Annotated in this window: 26 protein-coding genes and 3 pseudogenes; 9 read left to right on the top strand and 20 right to left on the bottom strand. The window is 69.9% G+C overall.

Annotation, left to right across the window (positions count from 1 at the left end; all coding sequences use genetic code 11):
- Positions 1-428 precede the first annotated feature (428 nt).
- Positions 429-965: a metallophosphoesterase gene (locus MFF13_RS19625; protein WP_238272785.1), complete on the top strand. Its 537-nt coding sequence runs from the start codon at positions 429-431 to the stop codon at positions 963-965.
- Between the two features lie 262 nt (positions 966-1,227).
- Here MFF13_RS19625 and MFF13_RS19630 read toward each other — a convergent pair.
- From MFF13_RS19630 to MFF13_RS19660, 7 genes and pseudogenes are all read right to left on the bottom strand, one after another.
- Positions 1,228-2,796, bottom strand: a pseudogene (locus MFF13_RS19630) (ATP-binding protein); the annotation flags it as partial.
- Between the two features lie 161 nt (positions 2,797-2,957).
- Entirely contained in the window at positions 2,958-3,191 is a 234-nt protein-coding gene (locus tag MFF13_RS19635; protein WP_238272786.1) for a hypothetical protein, read from the bottom strand.
- Positions 3,192-3,230: 39 nt separating this feature from the next.
- On the bottom strand, positions 3,231-3,380 hold the full coding sequence (locus MFF13_RS19640; RefSeq protein WP_238272787.1) for a hypothetical protein: 150 nt from the start codon (positions 3,378-3,380) through the stop codon (positions 3,231-3,233).
- Between the two features lie 68 nt (positions 3,381-3,448).
- Positions 3,449-4,960 (bottom strand): ATPase domain-containing protein, encoded by a 1,512-nt coding sequence (locus MFF13_RS19645; RefSeq protein ID WP_238272788.1) that lies wholly within the window; start codon positions 4,958-4,960, stop codon positions 3,449-3,451.
- 181 nt (positions 4,961-5,141) lie between these two features.
- Positions 5,142-6,563, bottom strand: coding sequence for a DUF2254 family protein (locus MFF13_RS19650; protein ID WP_238272789.1), 1,422 nt, complete (start codon positions 6,561-6,563; stop codon positions 5,142-5,144).
- Positions 6,560-7,639, bottom strand: a complete 1,080-nt coding sequence (locus MFF13_RS19655; protein ID WP_238272790.1) for an endonuclease/exonuclease/phosphatase family protein — start codon at positions 7,637-7,639, stop codon at positions 6,560-6,562. The genes MFF13_RS19650 and MFF13_RS19655 overlap by 4 nt, the downstream gene beginning before the upstream one ends.
- 17 nt (positions 7,640-7,656) lie before the next feature.
- Positions 7,657-7,929 carry a hypothetical protein gene (locus MFF13_RS19660; protein ID WP_238272791.1) on the bottom strand — a complete coding sequence of 91 codons (273 nt, stop codon included), beginning with the start codon at positions 7,927-7,929 and terminating at the stop codon, positions 7,657-7,659.
- A gap of 146 nt (positions 7,930-8,075) precedes the next feature.
- Between MFF13_RS19660 and MFF13_RS19665 the strand changes: the two are divergent.
- The 3 genes and pseudogenes from MFF13_RS19665 to MFF13_RS26645 form a co-directional block, all read left to right on the top strand.
- Positions 8,076-8,378 (top strand): annotated as a pseudogene (locus tag MFF13_RS19665) (response regulator); the annotation flags it as partial.
- A pseudogene (locus MFF13_RS19670) lies at positions 8,375-8,719 on the top strand (response regulator); the annotation flags it as partial. The pseudogenes MFF13_RS19665 and MFF13_RS19670, both read left to right, overlap by 4 nt.
- A gap of 3 nt (positions 8,720-8,722) precedes the next feature.
- Entirely contained in the window at positions 8,723-8,965 is a 243-nt protein-coding gene (locus MFF13_RS26645) for an AtuA-related protein (RefSeq protein WP_444543558.1), read from the top strand.
- 109 nt (positions 8,966-9,074) lie between these two features.
- Here MFF13_RS26645 and MFF13_RS19675 read toward each other — a convergent pair whose 3' ends face one another.
- From MFF13_RS19675 to wrbA, 4 genes are all read right to left on the bottom strand, one after another.
- Complete coding sequence (locus MFF13_RS19675; RefSeq protein WP_147751348.1) at positions 9,075-9,311, bottom strand: hypothetical protein; 237 nt, start codon at positions 9,309-9,311, stop codon at positions 9,075-9,077.
- Positions 9,312-9,441: 130 nt separating this feature from the next.
- Positions 9,442-9,624, bottom strand: a complete 183-nt coding sequence (locus MFF13_RS19680; RefSeq protein ID WP_238272792.1) for a hypothetical protein — start codon at positions 9,622-9,624, stop codon at positions 9,442-9,444.
- A gap of 102 nt (positions 9,625-9,726) precedes the next feature.
- Positions 9,727-9,918, bottom strand: coding sequence for a hypothetical protein (locus MFF13_RS19685; protein ID WP_147751350.1), 192 nt, complete (start codon positions 9,916-9,918; stop codon positions 9,727-9,729).
- A 96-nt stretch (positions 9,919-10,014) separates the two neighbouring features.
- On the bottom strand, positions 10,015-10,662 hold the full coding sequence (wrbA, locus tag MFF13_RS19690; protein WP_238272793.1) for an NAD(P)H:quinone oxidoreductase: 648 nt from the start codon (positions 10,660-10,662) through the stop codon (positions 10,015-10,017).
- Between the two features lie 177 nt (positions 10,663-10,839).
- Between wrbA and MFF13_RS19695 the strand changes: the two genes are divergently transcribed.
- The 3 genes from MFF13_RS19695 (at position 10,840) to MFF13_RS19705 (ending at position 12,125) form a co-directional block, all read left to right on the top strand.
- On the top strand, positions 10,840-11,130 hold the full coding sequence (locus MFF13_RS19695) for a flagellar basal body-associated FliL family protein (protein ID WP_187275088.1): 291 nt from the start codon (positions 10,840-10,842) through the stop codon (positions 11,128-11,130).
- A 55-nt stretch (positions 11,131-11,185) separates the two neighbouring features.
- Positions 11,186-11,542: a hypothetical protein gene (locus MFF13_RS19700; RefSeq protein ID WP_147751353.1), complete on the top strand. Its 357-nt coding sequence runs from the start codon at positions 11,186-11,188 to the stop codon at positions 11,540-11,542.
- 208 nt (positions 11,543-11,750) lie between these two features.
- Complete coding sequence (locus MFF13_RS19705) at positions 11,751-12,125, top strand: response regulator (protein WP_147751368.1); 375 nt, start codon at positions 11,751-11,753, stop codon at positions 12,123-12,125.
- A 110-nt stretch (positions 12,126-12,235) separates the two neighbouring features.
- Here MFF13_RS19705 and MFF13_RS19710 read toward each other — a convergent pair whose 3' ends face one another.
- Together MFF13_RS19710 and MFF13_RS19715 are read right to left on the bottom strand one after the other, a co-directional pair.
- Positions 12,236-12,646, bottom strand: a complete 411-nt coding sequence (locus tag MFF13_RS19710) for a DUF1236 domain-containing protein (protein WP_147751354.1) — start codon at positions 12,644-12,646, stop codon at positions 12,236-12,238.
- Between the two features lie 143 nt (positions 12,647-12,789).
- Positions 12,790-16,134 (bottom strand): DEAD/DEAH box helicase, encoded by a 3,345-nt coding sequence (locus MFF13_RS19715; protein ID WP_147751355.1) that lies wholly within the window; start codon positions 16,132-16,134, stop codon positions 12,790-12,792.
- A 466-nt stretch (positions 16,135-16,600) separates the two neighbouring features.
- On the opposite strand from MFF13_RS19715, the gene MFF13_RS19720 reads away from it, so the two are divergent.
- A complete protein-coding gene (locus tag MFF13_RS19720; RefSeq protein WP_147751356.1) occupies positions 16,601-16,894 on the top strand; it encodes a hypothetical protein in 294 nt (97 codons plus the stop codon).
- 4 nt (positions 16,895-16,898) lie between these two features.
- Entirely contained in the window at positions 16,899-17,078 is a 180-nt protein-coding gene (locus tag MFF13_RS19725; RefSeq protein ID WP_147751357.1) for a DUF2934 domain-containing protein, read from the top strand.
- A 31-nt stretch (positions 17,079-17,109) separates the two neighbouring features.
- Here MFF13_RS19725 and MFF13_RS19730 read toward each other — a convergent pair whose 3' ends face one another.
- From MFF13_RS19730 to MFF13_RS19760, 7 genes are all read right to left on the bottom strand, one after another.
- On the bottom strand, positions 17,110-17,598 hold the full coding sequence (locus tag MFF13_RS19730) for a response regulator (RefSeq protein ID WP_147763158.1): 489 nt from the start codon (positions 17,596-17,598) through the stop codon (positions 17,110-17,112).
- Between the two features lie 276 nt (positions 17,599-17,874).
- A complete protein-coding gene (locus MFF13_RS19735; RefSeq protein ID WP_238272794.1) occupies positions 17,875-18,162 on the bottom strand; it encodes a hypothetical protein in 288 nt (95 codons plus the stop codon).
- 131 nt (positions 18,163-18,293) lie between these two features.
- Positions 18,294-19,346 (bottom strand): zinc ribbon domain-containing protein, encoded by a 1,053-nt coding sequence (locus MFF13_RS19740; protein ID WP_147751360.1) that lies wholly within the window; start codon positions 19,344-19,346, stop codon positions 18,294-18,296.
- 76 nt (positions 19,347-19,422) lie between these two features.
- Positions 19,423-20,703 carry a DUF3829 domain-containing protein gene (locus MFF13_RS19745; protein WP_238272795.1) on the bottom strand — a complete coding sequence of 427 codons (1,281 nt, stop codon included), beginning with the start codon at positions 20,701-20,703 and terminating at the stop codon, positions 19,423-19,425.
- Between the two features lie 44 nt (positions 20,704-20,747).
- Entirely contained in the window at positions 20,748-21,089 is a 342-nt protein-coding gene (locus MFF13_RS19750; protein WP_147751362.1) for a hypothetical protein, read from the bottom strand.
- Between the two features lie 229 nt (positions 21,090-21,318).
- Complete coding sequence (locus tag MFF13_RS19755; protein WP_147751363.1) at positions 21,319-22,389, bottom strand: glycosyltransferase; 1,071 nt, start codon at positions 22,387-22,389, stop codon at positions 21,319-21,321.
- Positions 22,386-23,303, bottom strand: a complete 918-nt coding sequence (locus MFF13_RS19760) for a galactosyltransferase-related protein (RefSeq protein ID WP_147751364.1) — start codon at positions 23,301-23,303, stop codon at positions 22,386-22,388. The genes MFF13_RS19755 and MFF13_RS19760 overlap by 4 nt, the downstream gene beginning before the upstream one ends.
- Positions 23,304-23,315: the final 12 nt, after the last annotated feature.

Below are 23,315 nucleotides of genomic sequence, written 5' to 3' on the forward strand. Positions count from 1 at the left end.
CAGTGGCGGCCGGCAGCTTGAACGATGAAGGCGCCCGATCGGGCCCCTTCATCGTTCAAGCTGCCGGCCGCCACTGGCCTGGTTTTACTCCGCCACAGCGGCCTGGAATTGGTCCGCCCTTTACAGACGCCGATCAACCGACTGATGCCCGGTAAAGGCCGGTCCATCACATTACCGTCGCTACGAACGCTCTTGTCGACTTGGCCAATCCAAAGTCCTGCCTGGGATCGACCCTGCACCTGAGAAACTGCCGGGGATGGGTCCGGGTGTGGACGACCCATCCGACGCGCTTGCCCGCTACCGGCCGAGCTGCGATCCCTTGATTGCCCGAGGAGAGCCCATCCGATGAAATCCGAGACGCCGCACCTTTCCCCCTGATCCAGGAGTGTCGCGTCGAATGCCGTGCCTCCGCAGTTTTGGAGGCTCCCATGCCAAGGACATTCTTCACTTCCGACAGCCACGTCGGTCATCGCTCGATTTTGTCTCCCAGGTTCGACCGCCCTCGTCCGTTCGCGTCCATCGAGGCTCATGACGAGGCATTGGTCGCGGCGTGGAACGCCATTGTGCGCCCGGACGACATCGTCTGGCACCTCGGCGACTTCGCCCACAAGTGCAGCTTCGATCACGCGGCGAGCATTTTTTCACGTCTTCGAGGAAAGAAGTATCTCGTCCGGGGCAACCATGACGCAGGCCTCGGGGAACGGCTGCCTTGGGATGGGCCGGTCGTCGACGTGACGCGGGTCCAGGTACAGGATCCCGGCATGGCGGACCCGCGACAGGTCTGGATCTCACACTATTCGCATCGTGTCTGGCCGGGCATGCACCGCGGCCACCTTCACCTCTACGGACATTCCCACGGCAGCCTGCCCGGCACCCGGACGAGCCTGGACGTCGGCGTCGATTGCTGGGACTGGCGCCCGGTCACCCTCGGGGAAATCCTGGAAAGGATGTCGGAGACGCCGTAAGGGCCTCCGCCCCGATCATGCGAGCGCCGAGCGGACGGTGCCGACCGGCGTGCATTCCCCGGGGCGGCATCGGCCCGTCGCGGAAAGGCGTCAGGCCGGCTCGCATCGTGGGTGGCAGGCGCCCCCTCGCCGAGTTCGAACGCTTGTCCGTGACGGTCATGTCCGACCCCGGCCGACGCGAGGCGAGGCAGGCGGACCGCGACGAACGTACCGACGCTTCCCCGGCTCCTTCTCGCCCCCGCCCGACGAGACGCCGCGCGCCCTAGGGCCGCTTTCCCCCGAGGACGACGCGAAGCGAGTTCGCGAGCTCGTCCCGACGGTAAGGCTTGTTGAGAACGGGAACATCGCCTCGCCCGATCACCTGGCCCTCTTCGAGGTTGGCGACGTACCCGGAGGTCAGAAGGACCTTAAGGCCCGGCCGAAGGCGCTGGGCCTCGACGGCGAGCTGCGATCCGTTCATCCCGCCCGGCATCATCACGTCGGAGAACAGGATGTCGATCCGCTCGACGCAGTGGAGATGAACGAGGGCCTCGGCGGCGTTGCGGGCCACCACCACGCGGTAGTGGAGCTCCTACAGGCTCTCGACCGCCATGGCCAGCACCTGCTCGTCGTCCTCGACCAGGAGCACGGTATCGCCTTCCGTCGCCCGGCGTAGCGGAAGGTTGCCGCTGCCGGAGCCTGCCTCCTCGCCGGCCGGTTCGGCGGAGCGGGGAAACAGGAGGCGGAAAGTAGTGCCGACGCCGAGTTCCGTGTCGATGCCGACGAAGCCCCCGGCGCTGCGGGTGAATCCGTACACCTGCGACAGGCCGAGGCCCGTGCCCTTGCCGACCTCCTTGGTGGTGAAGAACGGCTCGAACACCCTGGCCATCGCCTCAGGGGTGATGCCGCTGCCGAAATCGCTCACGGACACCTCGACATAGGCCCCCGGCGGCACGCCCCTGTCGGCCACCGCCGCAGTGTCCAGACGGACGTTCCGACTCCGCACGACGATCTTCGAGCCGCCGCCTTCCATTGCGTCGCGGGCGTTTACGACGAGGTTCAGCACCGCCGCCTCGAACTGCGCTGGGTCGATCCGGATCGGATCGATGGTGGGGTCAAGTTCGAGCAGGAGTTCCACGGCGGTGCCCGCAGCCCGCTCGGCCAGCGGCTTGAATTCGGAGAGCAGGCGGTTCGGGTTGATGGTCTGGGGCCGCAGCATCTGCCAGCGTGAGAACGCCAGGAGTTGTTGGGTAAGCTGTTCGCCGCGCCGCGCCGCGTTCATCGCCGCCTCCGCCAGGCGGACGACGCGCTCGGTGTTCTCCGGCTTGCGCAGCATCATGTCGAGGCCGCCCACGATGACCGTCAGCAGGTTGTTGAAATCGTGCGCCACGCCGCCGGTCAGCTGCCCGATGGCCTCCATCTTCTGGGCTTGGCGCAAGGCCTCCTCGGTATTTCGCTGGTCGGTGCGGTCGACGACGATGCCGGCCATGCGGATGGGGCCGCCTTCCTCGGCGTAATCGGCCTTGCCCTTCGCCGCGATCCAGCGGGTCGCCCCGTCGGTCCGCGACAACCGGAACTCCAAGTACAAGGTACCTGTCTCGACCGCCTTGGCGAAGGCAGCCTCGACCATGGGTCGATCCTCCGGCACCGCATGGGCTAGGAACTCGGCCCTGCCCCATGTCGTGACCGGCCGGTCGTAGCCGAAGATCGCATCATGCCGACGGGAGCGCCGTGCCGTGTCCTTGACGAGGTCGAGATCCCAGGACCCCATTCCGGCGGCATCGAGCGCGAAGGCCAGGGTCTCGCGCGCCGCCTCGACCTCGCGCGTGCGCTCCTCCACGCGACGCTCTAGCAGGCTGCTGAAAAAGTCGGGCGAGGTAGAACAATCATCTCCGAATCACACCATTTGTTAGAGAATGGGGCGGTTCTCGCGTCTCGACGGTTCTCGATCGTGGGGGCTCGGCCCGCGAGTGCCTGCGGCAGGAGAACGTCTTTCTCCATCTCGGGACTTTTTCAGCAGCCTGCTAGGGTCTCGTTCGCGATGCGAAGCCTCTCCTGGGCCTCCTCGCGTTCGCGGATGTGCTGCCGGGCCTGGTACTGGCGCCGACGGACCCGCAAAGCCGATGAGACCGCGCTGAGAAGCGTTTCGGCGTTGATAGGGCGTTCCAGTAGGACGACGTCGCCGAGGCGTTCGATCACGGCGGCGGCTTTGGTTGAGCGGCGCCCGGCCTGCCGCGTCGCCAGCATGATGAACGGGAAGTCCGACCACGGCGGCTGGGACGAGACCTAGGCGTCCAGCGATGCCGCATCGACGTCGAGGAGCGCCTCCTCGGTCACGATGGACGTGGCGGCGGACGTACGAAGCCCATCGAGCCATTCGGCGCCGTCGGCGCAGACGGTCACGCCGACGCCGGACCTGCCGACGAGTTGCGCCATCACGACCGCGTCGCGTCCACGCGGGGACAGGATCAGGACGCTTTCGCCGTCGGAAACGAATGCCGGGGTCATATCGCCGGCGCCGGCTCGGCGGCGCCCGGGATCAGTGCGACCTTGCCGTCGTAGGTTGGCAATCCGGACAGGATCCCCTGGAAGTCGGAGAGGGCGATGCCGACCTGCAGGCCGACGGGGGAGAGCTTGAGCTCCCGGATGGTGCGCTCGTGGGAGTTGACCCGGCTCTTTACCACCGACAGGGCGGTTCGAACCGCGCCGTTGGCCTCGAAGTACCGGAACAGCAGGATGCCGTCGCTGAGGTAGCTCAGGTCGATGTCCGACCGGACGTCGCCGATCACGCCGTGCTGGCCCAGGACCAGGAGGGTCGTGGCGCCCTTCTGGTTCAGGTAGTTCAGGAGCTCGTGCATCTGTAGGATGAGGTGCTCCTCGCCCGGCATGGCGTGAATGTACGCGTTCAGGCTGTCGAACACGATGAAGCTCGCGCCACGCGTCTCCACGGTCCTGCGGACCCTGCAGGCGAACTCACCGGGCGAAAATTCGGCCGGCTCGATCTCGTCGATGACGAGGCTGCCGCTGGAGAGGTGGGCATCGAGATCCATGCCCAACGCCCTGGCGCGAGTCAGCATGGTCTGGCGGCCCTCGTCGAACAAGAAGTAGGTCGCCTTCTCCCCGCGGTCCAAGGCCTCCAGCATGCAGCGGACCGCGGTGGTGGTCTTGCCGACCCCCGAGGGGCCGAGCAGCAGGGTGTTGGTCGCGGGGGCCAGCCCTCCGCCCAGGAGAAGGTCGAGTTCTTCCGAGCCGGTCGAGGCCGGCGTCATGTCGAACTCCGCGGCATGGTCGTCGGCGACGAGGCTTGGGAACACCTCGACGCCGCCCGTATCCAGGACGAAGTCGTGCACCCCGCCGTGGAACTTGACGCCGCGCATCTTCAGGACTTCGAGCCGCCTTCGCGCGGCACCGAAGCCGCGCCGTACCTTCTCCAGCATGATCACCCCGTGGGCGATGCTATGGAGTTGGACGTCGGCGGTGCCATCGTCCAGCAGGATGACGGTGCATTCCCGGGAGGCGAACATCTGCTTCAGGGCCAGGATCTGGCGCCGGTACCGGAGCGGGTTCTGGGCGAGCAGGCGTAGCTCCGACAGGCTGTCGAACACCACCCGCCGCGGCTTGAGGCTATCGACCCTTTCAATCACCTCCCGCACGGTTTCCCCGAGTTCGACCTCGGAGGGATGCAGCACGGATTGCTCGCTGTCGGGATCTAGCCCAAGTTCGTTGACGAGTTCGTAGACCTCGATGCCGTCGAGCGACCACCCGTGCGTCCCGGCTGCGAACGAGAGCTCGTCGGCGCTCTCCGACAGGGTGACGTAGAGGCCCTTCTCCCCCCGCGCGACGCCGTCCAGGAGGAACTGCAGGCCGACCGTCGTCTTGCCGGTCCCGGGCGTCCCTTCGAGTAGGTAGAGGCGACCGCGCGTCAAACCGCCGTCGAGGATCTCGTCGAGGCCGGCGATACCCGTCGACAGGAGATCGCGAGCCGTGGTGGCATGCGTCGTGGCGGACTTGGTCATGGGGTGGCATCCGGTCGTCGGCAACCGATGCCCGTGGCGTGGGCTTTGGGGTACCTCGCGAAACGTGTTCCGACGACAACTCCCGCTTGGCGGTTTGGTCCCATCGCAAGACCACGGCATCGCCGGCCCAGGCGGATCGCGACATGACCGATCCGAGACAGCTGCGCGACATCCGCGACCGCTACGACACCGTTCCCGGTACGCGGGTCGAGCGCGAGTTCAACTTGCCCAGGCTAGCGGCAAGGTCCGCCGTCGAGTCCGAGACGGCGGCGGATACCGAGGCAAAGCCCCGCGCGAGCAGAGCCTCGGAAAGGTCCGCGAGCGTAGCTTCGAGCTGCCGGGTGAGGACGTGTTCGCCAAGGCTCGACAACGCGCGGTGGGATACGTCCGCGAGCCGTTCGGCGGTTGGCTGGCCGACATGACGGAGCAGGATGGCGAGGGTTGTGATCGCTTCGGCCAGGGTCTGGGGCTGGATCGACTCCGACGCCACCACGATCACGGCCTCAAGCGCGTCGGTCGCCACGGTCGGGGCGGCATCCCGATAGACGACGTAGGAGCTCGCGTCCTCCCGCGCCTCGGTCTCGCCATCGCTCCATTGCGAGATGACGTCCCGCAGGGCCTGGATCACCGAAATGCCGGGGCTCGGGTTCGATTTCGACGTCGAGACGGAGGTCCAGGCGATGGTCGCGAGTTGGTGCAGGCCGTAGGCGGCGTCGTGCTTGAGGTCGCGCCCGTCGTCGTAGTCGAGCGCCGCCAAGGTCTCGTCGACGATGGATGTGCACGCGTCCGCTTCAAGCGTGACGCCCGGCCGGCACCGGACCTGGAACAGGGGATCGTGGACGGCTCGGTAGGAGCCGACCGAGATGTCGAACTCGATCTCGACCGCGCCCGTCGCATGACGCTCAACGGCCCTGGCGATGCGTGCCGGGTCGATGCCGATCACGTATCCGCTTTCCCGGGAGCGCACCGACGCGACGACGGGCCAGCCCTGCTGGAAGGTCCTGCGCGTTTTCGCGAGCAGGTCGAGATCCGCCGCGCGGGCTTCGAGCACCCGCCCATGGATGAACTGGATGATCTGCGCCGGGCGCATCTGGTCGATGGTGTTGTAGATCATCACGATGATGAGGCAGAGTGCCGAGGTCGTGAACAGCAGGGCCAGCGTCGTCCCGAACACGGGCCTGTGGAAGCCCGTGTTTGTCACGAGCGTCATCAGCACGAACACAGACAGTCCGACGAAGTAGCCGAAGTAGAACTGGTTCGTGCGCCGGGCCATGAACTGGTCGGTGACCTGGGCCGTGAGGGAGGCGGCCCCCTGCTGCACCGCGATCAGCAGGAGCGAGAACGTGATCGACGTCACCGTGATGATGCTCGACGCCACGGTGGTGAGAAGGCTTCCGAGAGCGGCGCTGTCCCCGAGGAGTTCGCCGAGCCAGCGGAAGCCGGTCGGGGCCTGGCCGCCGGACCATGATTTGTCGGCGAGGTAGACCAGCGCATTCAGCCCGATGAACCCAAGCACGGTGGCGAGCGGTAGGGCGAGGAACTGCCGGAAGGAACGCCGGACGGCGTTGACGAAGCGACGTGGGACCGACTGCATGGACCTCATGGTGCCGGATGTCCCTTGATGCGCTCGACGGCTCCCGCCGCGGCGAGGATCGCGTTGGCCGCGGCGACATCTCCCTCGTTGGGATGCGCGACCGGATCGACCGGCGGACCCGTTCGCCGGCACAGGCGGGCGAGGTAGGGGAAGTGGTCGGACCCGAAGGCGTCGAGCCGCTCGATGGAAACCGTCTCGAATCCCCCCTCATGGAAAATCTGGTCGAGGGGCCAGCGCAGCCAGGACGATCCCGCGTTCCAGGTTGCGACGTAGCCATATCCTCGGCGCGGGTCGACGAGGCCCGAGAGCCGTCGCATGCGCTCGACCGCGATCTCCCACGGCGTCGCGTTGAGGTCGCCCGCCAGGATGCCGGGCTCCACGCGCTCGTTCAGGATGCTCGCCGCCGCGTAGAGCTCGGCGTCCCTGCCGAGGGACGCCTGCCACGGCAGCGGCGGCTTGGGGTGGAGGCCGATGAAGTCGACGGTCTCGCCGGTTCGCATGGTCACGCCTGTGACAATGGCCGGCGTGTCCCGTTTCGCGAGATGGCGGATTTCGCCGTTGACCAGGGGCAGGCGCGAATAGAGCTCGATGCCGTAGTACGACCCGGTGATCCGCTTCAGGACGTTCGGCATCCGCTCCCTGAGGGGATCTAGCGCCCCGTCCCACCAGGCGTCCGTCTCCATCGCGAGAAACAGGTCGGGGTCGGTTCGTCCGACGGTGTCGAGCAAACCGGGAGCGTTGCGGTTCCCGAGTTGAACGTTCGCGATCAGCACGGATAGCCGCCTGTCCGCCGGGCATGCCTCCACGTGGCTCCCCCCGCCCGGCCTGTACGGCCACAGGATGGCGACGTTGATCGCCAGGGCCATCAGGACCGCGGCCCCGGCGATGCCCGTCACCCACCATGCCTTCGACGGGAAAGGCAGGAGGCCGACACCGACCCCGATAAGCCCGATGGCCCAATGGAGGCGCGGGAAGTCGAGCAGCCGGACCGCCCACCACTCGGTCGGAACCAGAGGCAGGAGGGTGCAAGCGACCAACACCGCGGCCGAGCAGAGCATGACGACGTGAAGGACGCGCCGGATCACGGTACCGGCGCCGCCGCTCAGCGCATGTCCTTCGGGAGATGCTGGATCGGGTTCGTCCGTGACAGCGCGCCGTCACCCTGCACGGACCCGCCCTTCATGACGTCGGTGGAGGACTGGATGCCGCTCGGGGGCGCGACGCGGCCGTTGCCGCCGTCGTGCGACGTACCCGACGGCAAGGTCCCCGGGGTGGGCTGGTCGATCCGACTGGCCGCGGACTGCGCGAAGGCGTGTGCGGCCGAGCCGAGGCTGGCCGCCATGGCTACGATGGCGACAATCCGGGGATATCTCATCGTCATTGCGGGGTTCTGTCCGTTCGGGCTGCCGCGGGGCTCGTGATCTTCCAGGCCCCAATGCCTCCGGGTGGTCCGTGTTCCCGCCTCGTCGGACACCCCCTCGCGACCACAGCGAGGTTCGGCGTGATCCCAGTCCGCATGAAAATCGTCAGAAGCAGGACCCGGCCGTGGTGCTGCTTGACCTGAAGCTTCCCAAGGTCGACGGCCTTGAGGTGCTGGCGAAAGTGAAGGGCGACCCGTCGACCCGAGGCATCCCGGTGGTGATGCTGACCTCGTCGCGCGAGGAGACGGACGTCGTCCGCTCCTACGACCTCGGGGTAAACGCCTTCGTGGTGAAGCCGGTGGCCTTCGACGAGTTCTTCGCCGCCATCAAGGAGCTCGGGGTGTTCTGGGCGCTCCTCAACGAGGCGCCCCCGCACCGGGGAGGCTGGCCATCGAACGGGTGATCGGACCGTCCGCCGGGCCGCTGCGCATCCTTCATCTGGAAGACAGCGACCTCGACGCGGAGCTCATCGAGGCGGAACTCGATGACCTTGGGCATCCATTTGTGATCGAGCGGGTGATGACGCGCGACGGGTTCGCGGCGACGGCCTGGTCCGGCCGCCATGATGTCATCTTGGCGGACTACGTGCTGCCGACGTTCGACGGCGTGAGCGCGCTCGGCATCGCCCGGGAGCAATGCCCGGACATCCCGTTCATCTTCTGCTCGGGCACCCTCGGCGAGGAAGTCGCCGTCGAGGCGTTGAAGAACGGTGCGACGGACTACGTCACCAAGCAGCGCCTCGACCGCCTGGTTCGGACGGTGGTGAGGGCCCTGGTCGAGGCCAGGGCGCGAGCCGACAAGCGTGCGGCCGAGGCGGCTTTGCAGGCCGTGAACGAGACGCTGGAGACCCGCTACGCGCTGCCCAGGATCGGAGCGCTGAACTTCGTGATGACGGGCGCCCTCGGCGGCGGCGCGACCCGCTCGCTGGCGCTCGACGCACACGGCAAGGGCCTCGGCTCGGCCTTGCTCGATTTGGAGATCCCCGACTGAGCCGAGACGACCCTTGCGCGCGAGGTGACACGGCCCGCCGCGACGGCCGGGGCGGTGTCGCCGCCGGTGGCCGAGAAGGCGAGCGGGGCGTTGCTCGCGCCGAACACCGCTACCGGCCTAGGCACGGCGAAAGAGAAAGGTTTGGGCACGGGAGCGACTTTCGGTCGAGCTGCGCCGCATTCATCCGAACGTACAGGAAATCGCGCTGCCTCCGCATGTCCGCGAACAGGCTCAGCCGGCCGACCGTGCGGGCACGCTCGCCCGCGTGCCACGCGTGCGGCAGCCCGGTCTCGGCCATGCAAGTTGTGACGAGGGCATCGCCGATCCCGAGGATGGCCTTGGCCATCAATTCCAGGCGATCAGTTCCAGGGATGAGGCTCGGAGCGTCTGCGGGACCTGCCGACCGGTGTCGAAGGCTTCGCCGGTCATCCGCGCGCGAGAACGTTCCCGTGCGGCTCGTTCGCGACGAGACGCCGTCAGGTCGGCTGCACTTCCGTGTCCTTCACCGCGGGATCGTCTTCCACCGGGACCGTGGGCTGGGGTTGCGAATCGGCCTCGATGTCCTCTTCGCTCGCCGGGACAACCTCGTCGAGTCGCGCGGGGTCTTCGATCAGGGCGCCCGGATCCTCGCCCGGCATCGGCGTGTCGGCATGGTTCATGACGTTGGTCTCTCTGGGACGAGGTCGGGGGAAGCGTTCAGGGGGAAGGCCCTATGGGGGCGCGGTGCCGCGCGCCGGCGCCCCCGGGATCGGACGGCGCCGTCAGGCGTCCGCGTCGTCGGCGTCGAGGATGCCTTCGAGGTCGCCGACCAGTGCGTCGAGCTGCTCGGAGGTGGAGCGGATCTTGAACGTCGTCCCGTCCTCCGCCTCCACGGCGATCTCCACGTGGTCGCCGACCTTGGCCGCCAGCGCCTGCTTCAGAATGTAGGTCGTCACGTCTGCCTTGTCGGCCATGCCGTCTCCTTCACGTTCGCCGCGGGCAACGCTGCGCAGAGGCGTTGGTTGGTGCGGCAGAACCTCGCGGCGGGGCGCAGCGGCTTGGTATCGCGCTCACGAACGCCGGCAGGGCATCTCGCCGGCGGCGATCAGGGCCTGGGCGATCGCCACCGTACGGCGGCTCTGGTGGCGGATGGCGTCGAGGTCCTCGCGCCGCGGGTCGGCGTTCTCGGCGCCGACGATGGCCGAGGCGCCGTAGGGCGATCCGGCCTCGAGCATCGCCGCGTCGGTGTAGCCCGGCGGGAGGATGACCATGCCGAGATGCGCCATCGGCGCGTAGAGCGACAACGTCACCACCTCCGAGCCGCCATGCGGCCAGGAGGCGACGGTGAAGGCGCCACCGACCTTGCCCGAGAGCGCGCCGCGCTTCCATTGCGGGCCGAGCAGGTCGAGGAAGGCCTTCAGCTCGGTGGCCATCGCGCCGAAGTAGCAGGGTGTGCCGAACAGGATCGCGTCGGCCCATTCCGCATCCTCGTGGGTCGGCGCCGGGTACAGCGCGTTCTGCCGCGCGGCGTTCTCCGTCCAGCCCTCGACCTTCGCCATCGCGTCGGCATCGGCGACTTCGCGGGCGCGGCGCAGACGCACGGTGGCGCCGGCGTCCCGCGCGGCGTCCGCGGCCGCCACGGCCAGCGCCTCGACGGAACCGGAGCGCGAGTAGAAGACGATCAGCACGCGGGCGGGATCGGAAAGGGGATCGGACACGGTGGTTTCCTTGGTCGAGATTTCTCCGACGTAGGGCGGCCGGCATCCGCGGGACCGCGCCCTGCCAAAGGGCCGCGCCGCGGCGGCCGGTCGCCAGCGCCACAGGGGTGGAGCCATCGCACACGCTGCACGTTGCCCGTCCGAAGTCCGATGCGATCGGGCGAGCGAGGTTTCACGGTGGCAGAACAACTCTCCGGACAGGCCGGCCGACAGGGCAAGCGCGGCAAGCCCGCCCTCTACGTGCTGGTCGCCAGCGTGGGACTGATGGTTGCGGCCCTCGTCGGACTGATGGTGTGGCAGGGCGCCAGCTCCCCGCCCGACTACGCGAGCCAGAGCCAGGCCGCGTCGCGCGCGCAGATCACCGGTTCCACGACCGGCCGGAGCGATGCCCCATCCTCGGCCAACACCAGCGCCGTGCCGGCTGGCAACCCGGCCTATCCGCAGCCCGCCAAGCGGGACGCCAACTGAACCCGTCGTCGAACCCGCCGTTCCCGGGTTCGACATCCTCCTGGGAAGCCCGACGATGACCTTGCGTTCCGAGACTCCGCCCTCTCCCGCCAACCTCGACTTCGGTACGCCGCCGGACGACGAGAACCCGACCTCGGCCCAGCTGAAGGCCGACATCGATAGCGGGCGGACCGGAGACAAGGTCAGCCACGGCGACGTCGGCGCGGCGCCGCTCGGGACCTGCGACGAGGCCGGCGACACGCCGCCGACCCCGCAACGGATCAAGCTCGCGCGCGAGAACGAGGCCGCGTCTGAGCGAGTCCGTGCCGCCGCCGACGTTCACGGCGAACGCTCCTGGGTGATGCCGCTGTTCTACGGCGCCGTGGTGGCGATCCCCGTCGTGGTCGGCGCCGCGATCCTCCTGCTGCGCTGATCCGAGGTCGTCGCGTGGCTCGCCGCTGGCGGCCTGTTCGCGTCAGACAGCGGAGATCGTTCCGACAGGGCGCTCGACCCTTCTGTCGGCATTCGTTTGCTCACCGGACATGGGCATTCAGAAAAATTGTTCGCTCATCGCCGTAAAATTCATACGGCGCATGCAAATCCAGCCCGCAACCAATCACGGTAACCTTTGTTGGAAAGCCATGCCGGCAAAGCGTAACCTCGATACGTGCTTCATCCTCGTCGTCGAGGACGACGACCTCGTGCGTCTCTACGCGGTCGAGATGCTGGAGGATGCCGGCTTCGCAGTCGTGGAGGCCCGCCAGGCCGACGAGGCTTGGTTCATCCTCCACGAGCGCTCGGATATCGGCGCGGTCTTCACCGACGTCGACATGCCGGGCACGATGTGCGGCGTGAAGTTGGCCGAACGCGTCTCCGAGGCGTGGCCCGACATTCGCCTGGTCCTGACCTCCGGCCGGCATCGCCTCGCGGATGAGGAGGTTCCCGATCACGGGCTGTTCGTGCCGAAGCCTTACAAGGCCTCCCAGGTCGTCGAGGCGCTCGAACAGGCTGCGTGACGGCGTCTGCCTGATTGGAAAATCCTCTGCGGCTCGTCGTCGAGCGCGCGAAATTTTTCGACAGGAACTGCGCCTTCGAGCGCCGTATCGTCGATGGCGTCCGTCAATTCTCAGTCGATCACTTCCACGATGCGGCGGGTGCCCGGCTCGACCAGCACGGGATGGTCGTTGACGATGGTGTAGTTGTAGCCCGCGAGCTCGAACTCGCGCGGCACGTCGTAGTAGACGATGCCATCCTCCGGCAGCACCGTGCCGATCCGCACCGGCCCGCGATAGGCGAAGGACGGGCGCCGCTCGGCGCTGGCATAGATCCGGAAGCGTTCGCGCCGGTCGATCCCGAGGATGCCGTTGGCGGTGCCGACCGCCGCCCCGAGCGCCCCGCCGACGACCGCGCCAAGCGGCCCCGCCATCTCCTCGCCGCGTTGCGCGCCCTCGCGGGCACCTTGCTGCAGGCCCTGCGCGGATGCGCCCGTGCCGAGGACGAGCGCGAGCGCGGTGGCTGTGAAGGTGAGGCGGGGCATCGGATCGATCCTGGGCGTTTCGAGCCCGCAGCGCGGCGCTGCGGTTTGAAGTCGGAATAGCATCGATCGCCCGCAATCCGCAGCCGGTGGCGACTCCCGGGTGGTCGGGCCGGCGCGCCCGGCCTTTTCGCCGGGCGCGTCGATCAGGCAGCCCGTTCGGCGCCGCGCGCGCAGGCTGCCCGCAACCGGTCCAACAGGTCCATAGCGAGTGCTGTGCGCTCCGCCGGCTCGGAGACCGGGCGGCGCAGGACGACGCGGCCGTCGCGCAGGACGAGATCCTCGCAGGCCGGCATCGGCCCGACCTTGACGCCGGGCCGAAGGTCGGCGGCAAGCCCCTGCGGACCTCCGTTCAGCCGGGCGACACCGAGTTCGCGGCAGGCCGCACGCAGGCGCCCGAGGGCGAAAAGGGCCGCGACCGGCTCGGGCGGGGCACCGAAGCGATCCTCGACCTCGCCAGCAAGGGCCTCAATCGCCGCCACGTCCCGCAGGCGCAGCAGACGCGTGTAGAGGCTGAGCCGGATCTCCGGCTCCGGCACGTAGTCGGCCGGGATGGCGCCGGGCAGGCCGATCTCGATCTCGGGGCACCAATCCTCGGCCTCCTCGCCCTTGGCGAGACGCAGGGCCAGCTCGAGTAGATGGCGGTAGAGGCCCAAGCCCACGAGCTTGGCATGGCCGGCCTGGTCCTCGCCGACGAGGTCGCCCGCCCCGCGAAGGTCGAGGTCGCGGGCGCTGATCGCGAAGCCCGCACCGAGGCGGTCCATCGCTTCGAGGGCCCGCATGCGCTGCTCGGCCGCCGGGCTCGGCGGCGCGGCGGGGTCGAACAGCAGGTGGACGACCCCGCGGCGCTGGCCGCGCCCGACCCGGCCGCGGAGCTGGTGAAGCTGGGCCAGTCCGAACTTCGCGGCGTCCCAAACCAGCATCGTGTTGGCGCGCGGCACGTCGAGCCCGCTCTCGATGATCGCGGTGGCGAGCAGCACGTCGCCGCCGCCGTCGGCGAAGCGGACCATCGCCTCGTCCATCTCGGCCGGCTTCAATCCGCCATGCGCGACGACGACGTCGAGGTCCGGCACGAGGGCCCGCAGGCGCTCGGCCATCGGCGCGATGTCCTCGATGCGCGGGCACACGACGAAACTCTGCCCGCCGCGACGATGCTCGCGGACGAGGGCATCCTGGACCGCGTCGGGGTCGAAGCCCGCGACCAGGGTCCGGACCGGCTGGCGCAGGGCCGGCGGCGTCGACAGGATGCTCAGGCTTTGAAGCCCGACGAGGGCGGATTGCAGCGTTCGCGGGATCGGCGTCGCGGTGAGCGTCAGGACGTGCCCCCCGCCGGCGAGGCGCCGCAGGTCGGCCTTGGTCTTCACGCCGAAGCGCTGCTCCTCGTCGATCACCGTCAGGCCGAGGTCGGCGTAGGCGACGCCGCGCCCGGCGAGCGCGTGGGTGCCCACCGCCAGCCGCACGGTGCCGTCGGCGAGACCCGCCTTGACGCGCTTGGCCTCGGCCGGTGAGACGAGGCGCGAGAGCTGCGCCACCTCGATCCCGAAGCGGGCGAAGCGCCGGCGCAGGGTCTCGGCGTGCTGGCGCGCCAGCACCGTCGTCGGCGCGATCAGCACCGCCTGCCGGCCGGCGAACAGGGCTGCGGCGAGCGCCCGCAGGGCCACCTCGGTCTTGCCGAAGCCGACGTCGCCGCAGACCAGGCGGTCCATCGGCGATCCGGAGGCGAGGTCGGTGAGCACGGCGTCGAAGGCCGCGGCCTGGTCGTGGGTCGGCGGGAAGCCGAAGCCGGCCGCGAACCGCTCCATTTCGCGGGCCGGCGGCCGGATCGCCGCGACGCCGGCCTCCCGGCGCTCCCGGGCGGTCTCCAGCATGTGGCGGGCGGTGCGCGCCAGGGTCGCCTCCGCCGCGAGGCGCCGACGCGCCCAGGTGCCGCCGTCGAGCTTGTCGAGGGTCACGGCGGCCGGCTCGGAGCCGTAGCGCCAGATCCGGTCGGCCTGGGCGACCGGCACCATCAGCACCGCGTCATCGGCGAAGCGCAGGCGCAAGGCCTCCGTCGCCGGCCGGTCGGCGACGGAGGCGACCGGCTCCAGCCCCTCGAACACGCACAGGCCGCGGTCGCGGTCGACGGCCACGTCGCCGGGCCGAAGGTCGACCTCGCAGAGCGGCAGGACATGGCCGGCGGGGCCGGCCGGCGCGGCGTCCGGCCCGTAGAGGTCGGCTGCGGCGAACACCGTCGCGCCGTCGGCGTGGAAGCCCGCCGCGAGGGGCACCTGCAACGCCAGCAGCTCGCCGGGCGCAGCCGCGGCAACTTCCGCCCAGCCGTCGATCAGGCGCACGGCGCGGTCGGCCACGGCGGAGGCCTCGCGCACGAGCCGGCGCAGGGGCAGGCTCTGGCCGGCGAGCACGATCCGCCGCCCGGCCTTCAGCTGCGCGCGCAGCAGTTTGGCAAAGGCAGCTGCCGGGCGTGCGGCGCCCGCGAGCCCCGACAGGCCGACACTCTCGGCGGCCGCATGCGTGGCGGCCATGATCGTGCGGGCCTCGACGGCGCGCGTCCACGCCGCGTGCGAGAGGTAGAGGTCCTCCCCGCGCCCAGCCACACCGTTGCGGCTCCCCTTGCCGGCATCGCGCAGGGCACGCGCCTCGTCGATCTGCTCGAAGAAGGCGGCGGCCCGCACTGAGGCGCCCTCCTCGACCACGAGCCCGGCGTCGGGCAGGTAGTCGAGCGGCGCGACGAGGTTCGGGTAGAAGCGCGCCAGGGCGTGCTCCTGGCCGGTGAAGGGGCGCAGGCGATCCTCCGAGCCCTCCGCCAGGACGATCTCGGTAGCAGGGTCGATCACCAGCCGACCTGCGTCGCCGACCGAACGCTGCGTGATCGGATCGTAGACCCGGATCGCGGTGACGCGGCCGTCCGCATGCTCGATGCGGGACGGGCGCGACGCGTCGGCGGGGAACACCTCGATGGTGCGGCCGCGGATCGCGACCTCGCCCGGCTCGTCGACCCGCTCGTCGACGACGTAGCCGAGGCGGACCAGGGTGGCGGTGATCGCCTCCGGATCGATCCGGTCGCCGGCCGCGAGCGACACGTGCGCGTCGGCCCAGGTCTCGCGCGGCGGGACGCGCTGCGCCAGCGCAGGCCCGGTGGTGATGACGAAGTCGGGCGGAGAGGCATCCGTGCTCAACCGGCGCAGGACGGCGGCGCGCAGGCCCATCGTCGCCCGGGAGGGCGAGGCGTGGTCCAGCGGCAGGCAGTCCCATTCCGGGTAGACCAGGATTTCGGCCGCAGGCGCCAGCGTACGCAGGACCTGGGCGAGCTCGTCGAGGCGCCGCGCATCGCGCGCCACGTGCACCACCGGCTTGGCCGATGCCCGGCGCCCCGACCCGTCCTGTGCCGCGATGTCGAGGAGCGAAACGGCCAGCGCCCCGATCGGAACGAGGGGCGCATCCTCCATCGGCGCGGGGCTCCGCTCGGCAGCCTTTCGTCGACGCTCGGCCATTCGTGACTCCGTCCTCAACCCTTGGACTCGGCAACGCGGTTCGGTTCGCGCCGGTCCCACGGGAAAGCCGGCTATTCACAGATCATGCGTGCGACCTGCGGACGCCCGTCACCCTGGAAACCGCCTCGCGAAGGCGCCGCAGGCCGCGGGCTCTCAAGGCGAGCGAGCTGGGCATTCCGGCGCCGCGTGGACGCATCGACGCAGCGCGAAAATACTCGGATCGGAGGCGTGCGACGTCCGGCCCCGCGCACGGCCATATCGTATGTTAGTGCGTGCCGCGCGCGGAGGTGCAGTTCTAGACCATCGCTGACCACGGGACCGGCCGTCAGCGCCTGCGAGACACTCGTGCTCCCGCCGTCCCGGAGCGGCGAAGCCCATGGCATGTTGCGATTTCGACGTTCGAGACGACGGCGCCGCGGCGTATCGCGACGGTGCAAGCGTCCGATCCGGCCGAGGCATCCCGATCATGAGCGCAGGTCGTCCGCCCTCCGCCGAACCCGACGGTCCACCATCCTACCGGGCGATGATGTTCGGAGCGGACGGCCGGATGGTGCTTCAGGCGGTGATCGCGGCCGAAGGCGACGACGACGCGAAGGCGCAGGCCCTGGCGTTGGTGGACGGTCACAGTGTCGACCTGTGGGACCAGCTACGGTTCATCGACCGGTTCGAGCCGGATCCTGCCCCTGCGCAGGTCCGGACCATCAGGGCGCGATCCTCGGATCGCGCAGGAATGCGGCTTTTGCCCAACGAAGATCTGTGAACGCATGGACGACGACGGCCCCATCCCGATCGAAGAGATCCGGCAGCGCGCCTACGACCTGTGGGACCGGCACCACCGCCCCGAGGGGCAGGAAATGCGGTTCTGGGTGCTGGCCGAGCGGGAGCTGAGGGCGGAGCGCCGGACCCGGCGGGACGGCCCGGCCTCGCATTCGTCTCAGGGCTGACGGATCGACGCCGGCGCGCCGCGGTCGAGCCTCAAGTCTTGTCCGGTTCGGCGACCGGCGCGGCGACGGCCCCGATGCCGATGCCGAGTTCCATTCCCGAACGAGGCGGCAACCCGATCGGCAGCATCGGGGCCGCCGAGGGCTCTTCCTTCTCTCGCGAGAGCTCGGCCTCCACTTCCCGGATCACGTCGGCAAAATGGTACGGCTTCCGGAGGAGCCGCGTGCCCGGCGGCAACGCACGCTCGAAATCGCCGCCCGCGCCCGAGGTCACGATGATGCCGATCGCCGGCCAACGGTGGCGAACGAGTTGCGCGAGGGCGACGCCGTCCCCCGCGATGCTGCGCCCGGTGATCAGCACGCGCACGTCGTCGGATCGTTCGAGCACGGACAGCGCCTCTGAGGCGGTGCGGACCTCGATGGTCCGGAAGCCCACATCCGCCAGCATGTCGGCGGTGACCAGGCTGACGATCTGGTCCGTCTCCACGATGAGGATGGCGACAGGTCCGTCGGCGGCGGTCAAGGAACTTACTCCCAATACCAATCTTGCGGTCGCGGCCATGGGCAGCGACGGGCAATTCGGCGTGACGATCCAGCCGCCCGCGAATTTCGGAGGCTGAAAGCACCACTAACGCAGCAAATGCAAACCTCCTAGTCCCGCGACGAACTCTGCGGAGGCGCTTGCAAGATTAACGATCATTTGTCTATCGCGCGCCGGCTTAGGCGCCAGACGTGTCGATCGGCAGAACGACGCACGCGGCGGCCGTACCGGATCGGGACGCAGCGTCGCACGGCGTCGCTAGGCGCCGGCCTGTGCTTCGAGACGTTCCGCCACGTAGCGCGCGCGGGAAGCGCCGTCGCTAACCGACCCCGTCCGTTCGCACCAGGCCGTGAACGCGGCGAGTTCCAGCGGGACCCGCACGACGTCGACGCCGCTGCGCGACACCTCGCGCTCGACCTGCTCGGCCGACATCCGCCAGGCCTCATAGGTCTCCGGCAGGTTCACGCCGTCGGCGAGCCCGCGGCGGAGGCCGTCGTAGTGCTCGGGGCTGTACCAAGCCACGCCGACGCGGTGGGGACGGCTCATCGGAGATCCTCTGTCGGCGCGGGCGGCCTCGGGCCTATGCGCGGGGGACCGAAATCAGCATGGGACCACCCAATCGCCCGCGTGAAAAGGGCGTTCCGCCGCCCACCCCCCGCGATCTCGCCCCGGGGCGGCTACGCCGCGGTCGCCGTGATCGGCCGGCGCTCGCCGCATCCGCGGCAGAACCGCTCGAAGGTGCTCTTGCGCTGTGCGCAGGCCGGGCATCGCTCGAACACCCCGAGCCCGCAATGCGGGCAGAAGTTCGTGGCCGGGTCGTCGAGGGCGATCCCGCGCTCGCAGCCCGGGCAGACCTTTCGGGCGAGCCGCGCCAAGGCCTCGTCGGTGGCGATCTCGGTCCGGCGCTCGGCGTCGGGCCGCGCCTCGACCAGGGCCTGCCGCTCCCGATAGGCGTGCAGGGCGTTGATCGCCGCCCGGCCCCCGACGAGGGTCAGGACCGCGCCGACCCCGTACTGCACGTAGCCGCCGTAGCTCGGGAGATAGGGCACCAGCTCGACGAAGAACGCGAAGGCGGCGGCCAGCGCAAAGCCCCACACGAACGGCCAGTTGCGCGTGTTGCGCCGCCTCATCAGCAGCCAGCCGGCCAGGAGCAGGAGCGGCAGGGTCAGGGCGAGGCGGTAGCCGAACACCCGCAGCTCCTGCCCACGCTCCGCCGCATCGAGCTTGGCCTGCGCCTCGGCGCGCAACCCGGTGTCGGCGGCTTCGAGCGCGGATTCCCGCTCGCCGAGGTCGAAGGCGGTGCGGTTCAGTTGCTCGAGCCGCTCCTCGACCGTGCGCTCGGCCGCCTTGAGCTGGTCCAGTCCCTCGGTGCGGGCGACGAGCCCGGGGTCCTGATCGACGCGCTGCGTGGCGTTGCGGGTCTTCAGCCAGTTCGCGAAGGTCTCGCGCGCCGCCTCGGTGGCCGAGCGGGCGGCGTCGAGCGCCAGCTGCGCCGCCTCGGCCTGCCGCCGCGCGTCGTCCTGCTCGCGCCGGACCTTTTTGAGCGCGGCATCCGAGGCGCGGGCCGGCTCGCGGTCCAGGAACTGCTCGACGGTGTAGCGGTGCTCGACCTGCGGCAGGTCGCCGACGACGAGCGAGCCGAGGCCGATCAGGAAGCCTGCGAACAGCAGGGCGACGAGCCACAGGGCGGCGTTGAACCAACGCTCGGAAACGCGGGTGCCGTTGGCCACGCTGGGCTCTCCTCAGGTTATGACGGAACGCTAGGGCATGCCCCGGACCTCGGGACGGCGAAACGCAGGCGGACGTTCAGCCCGGCCGCGCGCGCATTTCGTTGCGGATGCAGGTTTCGATGTCGCGCACTGAGCGGTTGTAGGTGTCGTTGAACAGCTGCGCCGGCTGGCTCGGGTCGCCCTTCGCCTTGATGTCCCGGGCGACGTCGCGGCCGTGCCCGATCACGCTCGCCACCGTGTCGGCGTAGCCGGTACACGCGGAATCCGCCTTCGGAGCCAGCGCGTCGAAGGTCGTCCCGAGCTGACGGTTGGCGGTCGAGACCTCGCCGAGCGCGGCGAGGAACGGCGCCACGTCCGACTTCGGCCCGAGCGCCTCGAAGCGCTTCACCGCCCGCTTCAGGGCGAGGCTGGTGTCCAGCAGCCGGCGGGCCGGCGCATCCTCCGGCAGGGCGGCCGCGCGCCGCTGGTCGCGGGCCATCTCGCGGTCGAACAAAGCGGTGCCGTAGGCGTCCATCGCCTTGGCCGCCGCCTCGACCTGGGGCACGAGGATCGGGTGCTGCTCGCGCGCGAGGCGGAACCCGTCCACCTTGAACTCGCGAGTGGTCTGATAGCGGGTCAGCGCCTTCAAGGTCGGGTTGAGCGTGCGCAGGCTCGCGAGGAGGATCGCGGCCGGGGCGTCGACCTCCGGCACGACGCCGGGCAGGGCGATTGCCGTCTCCAGTTCGCCGATCACCCCGTCGAAGTCGACGATGCCGAAATGGTACCACGCGTCGGCGCCGGGCTTGAACTTCGGCTTCAAGACCCGCTCGTTGTCGCGCCGGTAGTCGGCGAGCTGGCGCTCGATCGGGTGCGAGCGCACGAGGTGGTTCTGCGCCTCGGTGTAGGCGTCGGCCTTGGCCGCCGCCTGCGCCTCCGGGCTTGCCGGCGGGGTCACGGATCGCGCGGGCCTCGTGTCCGGCGCCCGGGCGGCGACCGCGGGCGGCGCGGCCTGCAGGATCGCCTGCGACGCCGGCGGCAGGCCGGGGAAGTCGCACTTGAACGCCTCGACCATGCTCTTGCGCACGGTCTCGTGCGCCCGGGCGCACTGATGCGCGATCGTCGTGCGGACCGCCTCGTTGCGGGTCACCGCCTCGCGGAAACTCTCGCGCAGATTGTCGATGCCCTGGCGGATGTTGGGGCGGACGGCCTCCGGCACGCCGGGGCTCGCCGCGCACTGCGCATAGGCCTCGAAGAAGGCGTCGCAGCTCTCGATGCCGACCGGCGTGACCGGCGTCACCGCCGCCGCGGGCGTCACCAGGGCGACGGCCAGGCAGGCCGCCGCGAGGTGGGGAACGCGTCGTTTGCGCGTGGTCGTCATGGGCATGACCTTCCGGGTCTGGGCCGATCCGGCCGTCGGCCGGCTCACAGGTTGCGCAGGGCGAGAAGGGGCACGAAGGCCGCCAGCGCCACGGGGATCGACCAGTATTCCATCCGCATCCAGAACAGCTTGTGGAGGCTGTACAGCAGCACGCGCTCGTTCGTGACCGGATCGACGAGTTCGCGCGGCGGCTTGCCGTTGAGGCGCCGGCCGACGAACCAGTTGGCGGCGGCGGCAGCGAACAAGCCGAGGCTGACGGCGAGGAACGTCAGTTCAGGATGGCCGGCCGCACGCAAGGCCAGACCTCCCGCCGCCCCGACGAGGATGGCGGTGACGGCAACCACGGGCAGGACGAGGATTCCCCAGCCGGACCAGATGAACAGCATCGCCAGAGCCTGACTTTTCGATCGCGGTCGCGGTCGAACACGCGTAAGGACGTGCCCGTGCGATCCGGAAAAGCCACGACTGCGCATCAAGCCTGCCGCTACCGGATTCGGACCGCGGGATTGTCTTGGGCGTGCGAATGCGGCGACGCTGTGTTCACGGCGGCGTGATCTGCAACGGAACTCCGGGACGGCCAAGCCTCGCTTGTCTCGACGCGTCGCCGAAGCCGGCTCAGACGAGGTTTTCGTGCTCCGCTCGCACCTGTGCGTAGAGGGCTTCGCAGCGCGCAAGCCACAGGTCGCGGGTGAACAGGCGCATCACCCGGGCATGCGGGACCGTGCGCGGGATCGCGAGCGCCTGACCGAGTGCGGCTGCAAGCGCGATCACGTCGTCCGGCGGCGCGAGGCAACCGGCCTCGCCGACGACCTCCGCGGCCGCCCCCATGGCGATGCCGGCGACCGGCACGCCGCAGGCCATGGCCTCGATCGCCACGAGGCCGAAGGGTTCGTCCCAGCAGGGCGTGAACAGGAAGACCGAGGCACGACCGACTTCGCTTGCCAGCGCCGCGCCCGAGAGGTGCCCGCCGTAGCGGATCGGGCCGCCGAGATGCGGGGCGACCTGCGCGTCCCAGTAGTCTTGGTCCTCCACCGGGCCGAACAGGGTCAAGGGGATGCCGGCGCGCCGGGCCGCCGCGACGGCGCAATGCGTGCCCTTGATCGGCGCGATGCGGCCGGACCAGACGGCGGTTCCGTCGCCGCGATCCTGATAGGGCCAAGACGCGGGATCGACCCCGTTGTGGAGGACCGAGACGCCTGCGGGCGCCGCCTCCCGCCACCACGACCTGCGTTGGGCCTCCGACGTGACGGTGACGCGATGGCCGGGCACGAGGCTGTCCTGCACGAACCAGCGCAGGGCGTCGTAGGGCGGCACGTGGAGCGAAGTGACGGTGGGCGTCGCCGCGAGGCGGAGGCCGTCCAGCGGCAGGCGGCTGAGGGAGTTGTTGTGCAGTACGTCGAAGCCGCCGTCCGCGATCCGGTCGCAGGCGGCGGCGTAGCCGGCATCGACATGGGCCTTGAGCCCGGCATCGCCCCGATGCTCGAGGCCGGGGAAACTGCGCTCGTGGTGCACCGGGATCACCGGGTCGATGGCGAATCGCGGGTCGCTGTCGCCGGCGGCGAACAGGACGACCTCGTGTCCACGCGCGGTCAGGCCTTCGGCGAGGGCCCAGGTATGCGCCTCCATGCCGCCCGCAAAGGGCGGCGCCACGGGATGGCGGAGATGGGCGAGCAGCGCGATCCTCACGCCGTCGCCGCGGCGGCGGCCTGGGCTTCGAGGAAGCGGATGACGGAGGCCGAATTGCCGTAGGGCTGGTGGCTCTGCTGGCCGGTCAGCGCGAGGTCGCCGGCCTCCGGGCGGCGCAGGATGCGGATCGGCCGGTCGGGGGCGTCGTCGATCAGCCCCATCACCTTGAAGGCGTAGAGCCAGTGGCCCATCGTGCGGTAGCCCCACTTGGCCTCGAACAGCTCGGCGTTGCGCACCACGCTGTCGAGGTGGTGGACCGGCGGCATGTGGTGCGGGTGGTACTGGTGGTAGGCGAGGCCGCCCTTCATCCAGGCGATGGGGATGCCCGCACGGTCGAGGACCTTGCCGAAATCCGTGTCCTCGCCGCCATAGCCGGTGTAGCGCTCGTCGAAGCCGCCGGCGGCCAGGAAGGTGGCGCGCCGGACCGCGAAGTTGAGGGACCAGAAGCAGCGGTAGTCGTCGCAGATCTCCAGGCCCGACGCCGGGGGGCCGCGCCGGTCGGAATGGCGCTCGGCGACCGTCGCGAAGGCCTCGCAGGTCCAGTCTCCGATGGTGGCGCGCTCGGGCAGGTGGAGCACTTCGCCCATCAGCAACCCGTCGAGCTCGGCGAGCCCGCGCGCGTAGTCGGCGACGAGGTCGGGGGCCGGGATGCAGTCGACGTCGAGGAAGACCACGGCGTCGCCGCCCGCCGCCGCGACGCCGCGGTTGCGCGCCGCAGCCAGCGGCAGCTCCGTGCCCGGCACCAGGATCTGGCGCACCGGGAAGCCGACCTCGGGCAGGTCGTAGGGCGCGTCCTGCATCACCGCGACGACGAACTCGGCGGGCTTTTGCGTCTGGCGCTCCAGGCCGCGGAGCACGTTGCGCAGGTGCGCCGGCCGGCCCTTGGCCAGGGTCACGACGGAAACGGTGGACATGGGGCGGTCTGG

The organism is Methylobacterium cerastii, assembly GCF_022179125.1.
Classification (GTDB): domain Bacteria; phylum Pseudomonadota; class Alphaproteobacteria; order Rhizobiales; family Beijerinckiaceae; genus Methylobacterium; species Methylobacterium cerastii.